Source organism: Bacillus sp. LR_5, assembly GCF_042709275.1.
This window is the reverse complement of the sequence record NZ_JAVAXX010000417.1, coordinates 1-4,041: the sequence shown is the minus strand read 5'-3', so window position 1 is coordinate 4,041 and position 4,041 is coordinate 1. Positions and strand designations below refer to the sequence as shown.

3 protein-coding genes are annotated in these 4,041 nt (G+C 45.8%); 2 read left to right on the top strand and 1 reads right to left on the bottom strand.

Translation table 11 applies throughout. The features are described from left to right. Together relA and dtd are read left to right on the top strand one after the other, a co-directional pair. On the top strand, positions 1–2,020 hold a 2,020-nt coding region (relA, locus tag RAC86_RS36100; protein WP_377886727.1), incomplete at its 5' end, for a GTP diphosphokinase. A gap of 12 nt (positions 2,021–2,032) precedes the next feature. Continuing rightward, on the top strand, positions 2,033–2,473 hold the full coding sequence (dtd, locus tag RAC86_RS36095; RefSeq protein WP_377886726.1) for a D-aminoacyl-tRNA deacylase: 441 nt from the start codon (positions 2,033–2,035) through the stop codon (positions 2,471–2,473). Between the two features lie 26 nt (positions 2,474–2,499). Here dtd and RAC86_RS36090 read toward each other — a convergent pair. Next, positions 2,500–4,041 (bottom strand): N-acetylmuramoyl-L-alanine amidase family protein (locus RAC86_RS36090; protein WP_377886725.1); only part of this gene is annotated, 1,542 nt, incomplete at its 5' end.

The following is a 4,041-nucleotide window of genomic DNA, read 5'->3' as shown; positions in this document are numbered from 1 at the left end:
CGATCTTGAAATGGACCCTTCCACAATCGCGGGCGGATTTTTGCACGATGTCGTGGAAGATACAGATGTGACGCTCGATGACCTGAAAGAAGCATTTTCCGAAGAAGTGGCAATGCTTGTAGACGGCGTAACGAAACTCGGCAAAATTAAATATAAATCTCAAGAGGAACAGCAGGCGGAAAATCATCGCAAAATGTTTGTCGCTATGGCTCAAGATATCAGGGTCATATTGATCAAGCTGGCGGATCGTCTTCACAATATGCGGACACTGAAACATCTGCCTCAGGAAAAACAGCGGAGAATCTCCAATGAAACGCTGGAAATTTTTGCTCCTTTGGCGCATCGTCTAGGGATTTCAAAAATTAAGTGGGAATTGGAAGATACGGCGCTCCGTTATTTGAACCCTCAGCAATATTACAGAATTGTCAACCTCATGAAGAAGAAACGTGCAGAACGAGAGCTTTATGTCGATGAGGTTGTCAATGAAGTGAAGAAACGTGTCGAAGAAGTAAATATCAAGGCTGACTTCTCGGGACGCCCGAAACATATTTACAGCATTTATCGAAAAATGGTGCTGCAAAATAAGCAATTCAATGAAATTTACGATTTGTTGGCTGTCCGTATTCTTGTGAATAGCATAAAGGACTGCTACGCGGTGCTTGGCATCATTCACACATGCTGGAAACCGATGCCAGGCAGATTCAAAGATTATATCGCAATGCCGAAGCCGAATATGTATCAATCGCTTCATACAACGGTTATTGGGCCTAAAGGCGATCCGCTTGAAGTGCAGATCCGCACCTTTGAAATGCATGAAATAGCGGAATACGGGGTTGCGGCTCACTGGGCTTATAAAGAAGGGAAAGCAGCCAATGAAGGTGCAACCTTTGAGAAAAAGCTTTCTTGGTTCCGTGAAATTTTAGAATTTCAAAATGAATCGACAGATGCAGAAGAATTTATGGAATCGCTCAAAATTGATTTGTTCTCTGACATGGTGTATGTCTTTACGCCAAAAGGAGATGTAATCGAGCTTCCGTCCGGTTCTGTTCCGATTGACTTTTCTTACCGGATTCACTCTGAAATCGGCAATAAAACAATCGGTGCCAAAGTAAACGGAAAAATGGTTACGCTTGACCATAAGCTTCGGACAGGTGATATCGTTGAAATTCTCACCTCTAAGCATTCCTACGGTCCGAGCCAGGATTGGGTGAAGCTTGCCCAAACATCCCAAGCGAAGCATAAAATCCGTCAATTCTTTAAGAAACAGCGGCGTGAAGAAAATGTCGAAAAAGGCCGTGAGCTGGTCGAAAAAGAAATTAAAAACTTGGATTTTGAATTGAAGGATGTTTTAACGCCAGAGAATATTCAAAAGGTTGCTGACAAATTTAATTTCTCAAATGAAGAGGATATGTACGCGGCGGTCGGTTACAACGGCATCACAGCTCTGCAGGTGGCGAACCGCCTAACAGAAAAAGAGAGAAAGCAGCGCGACCAGGAAGAACAGGAAAAGATCGTTCAGGAAGTCACTGGGGAACCTAAGCCATACCCGCAAGGAAGAAAACGGGAAGCTGGCGTTCGTGTCAAGGGCATTGACAACCTCCTTGTCCGTTTATCAAAATGCTGCAATCCTGTGCCAGGTGATGATATTGTCGGCTTTATCACAAAAGGCAGAGGGGTTTCGGTCCATCGCGAAGACTGTCCGAATGTCAAAACGAATGAAGCCCAAGAGCGGCTGATCCCGGTAGAGTGGGAGCATGAGTCACAAGTTCAAAAGCGCAAGGAATACAATGTTGAGATAGAGATTCTTGGGTATGACCGCCGCGGATTGCTGAACGAGGTGCTCCAGGCAGTGAATGAAACGAAAACAAATATTTCATCTGTCTCTGGCAAATCGGATCGCAATAAAGTGGCAACCATCCATATGGCGATTTTTATTCAGAATATCAATCACTTGCACAAAGTCGTCGAGCGTATTAAACAGATTAGAGATATCTACTCTGTGCGCCGCGTCATGAACTAAAGGGGTTAGAAAATGAGATTAGTTGTTCAGCGAGTAACAGAAGCAAGCGTTACAGTGGACGAAGAGGTCGTCGGCCAAATTGGACAAGGCCTTATGGTGCTGGTCGGCATCACTCATGATGATACAGAAGATGATGCAGCTTATTTAGCCGATAAAGTTGTCAATCTCCGTATTTTCGATGACAGTGAAGGAAAAATGAATCTGTCTCTTGTAGATATAGGAGGAGAGATTTTATCCGTCTCACAGTTTACGCTTTATGGAGATACGAAAAAAGGGCGCCGGCCGAACTACATGAACGCGGCCAAACCTGATAAAGCTTTAGGTCTTTATGAAAAATGGAATGACCTGCTTCGTGAAAAAGGAATCAAAGTGGAGACCGGAACGTTTGGAGCAATGATGGATGTTCAGCTTACAAACTCCGGACCGGCCACGCTCATTATGGATTCAAAATAAAAAAAGCTGCCAAAAGGCAGCTTTTTTTATTGGAAGTATTTCTCTAATCCGCTTTCGATCCCATCTGTTACTTTTTCTTGGTATGAATTGCTATGTACAATGGCTTCTTCCTGCGGATGGCTTACATATCCCAGCTCGTACAGCATAGCGGGCTGTCTGTTTTCCCGGAGCACATAATAATCTCCGAATAATACGCCGCGGTCTGGAATGGAAGAACGCTTCACCACTTCTGAGTGGACATCTGATGCGAGTTCCTGATCTTTGGCAGGACTGTAGTAATATGCTGTACTGCCTCTTGTAGAGGTATCCGCATAGCTGTCATAATGAATGCTGATAAAGGCGTCAGCGTTACGGTAGTGAGAGGTAGAGACCCGTGACTGCAGGCTGACAAAGGTATCATCCTGGCGTGTCACATATACATCCGCTCCAGCCGATCTAAGTTTGCTGGCGAGCAGTTTTGCCGTTTTGATCGTCAGGTTTTTCTCGAATTTCCCCGAATACCCGATCGTTCCGCTGTCTTTTCCTCCATGTCCCGGGTCAACAATAATCGTTTTATTGTTTAGAGAGCCGTTTCCAGACGGGGAATCAGAGACTGGCGGTTCACCTGCTTCTTCTGCGCTTTTAGACGTTTGGACCACCCAATTGGCTACATAAGCAGTTTGCCCGTTATCAAGCTTTATTTCATACCAGCTTCCCTTTGAACCGGTAATGGTGTATGAATCTCCTTTGGCAGCGCGCTCAACGATCGAAGCTGATGTTGACGCATCACTTCTTAGATTCGTTCCTCCGTACATGATATAGGCTTTTTTAGCGGAGGATGAACTGCCGGCATTTGCTGAATCATCAGCTGGAACAGAACTAGTCAAAAGGTAATGGCTTGCAACCCAGCCTTTTAGCCCGTTCACCTCAATGTGAGCCCAGCCATTTTTCTCGTTGAGAACCGTCAGTTTCGTTCCGCGATCAAGTTTTGTTATAATTGCCGCGTCATGTGAGGCGGAGGCTCTTACATTTAGCGAAGAAACACCGACTGTGCCCGTCGTTGACGCACCGGAATCCTCGGTTTGGTCATTCTCATCAGACGCTGAACTGCTGCCTCCTGATGTGACATATTCAGATGATACCCATCCGGTGGCACTGTGATAGGATATCTTGATCCAGCCCGAATCTTTATCAATGACAGATGCTTGGCTGCCTTGCGGGAATTTGCCGATGACTTCGTAGGAAGTGCCCGGGCCGCTTCTTATCCGCAGATCGGGGTCTGTTGATGTCACAGTGTCACTGCTTCCTGAGGAGCTTGTGCTGGCCTGGTCTTCCTTTGTAATAAGCCAGGAGACTACCCAGCCCTTTTCTCCGGAACCAAGCTGTATCTGCACCCAGTCTCCATCTTCCTTTAAAATTGGATAGCGTTCTCCCTTTTTTACTTCCGCTGTAATGCCGTAGCTAAGCCCCGGGCCGCTTCTGACGTTCATTTCATCTGTTGCGATGACCGCTTCTCCTTGAGCAGCTGTAACGGATGAAAAGGTCGGGAATAGCGCTGCGGTGAAAATAATACATACAATAAGGACAAA

What these genes read in the sequence shown, in the direction of transcription:
- dtd (WP_377886726.1), top strand. Translation starts at nt 2,033, where the DNA reads ATGAGATTAGTTGTTCAGCGAGTAACAGAAGCAAGCGTTACAGTGGAC.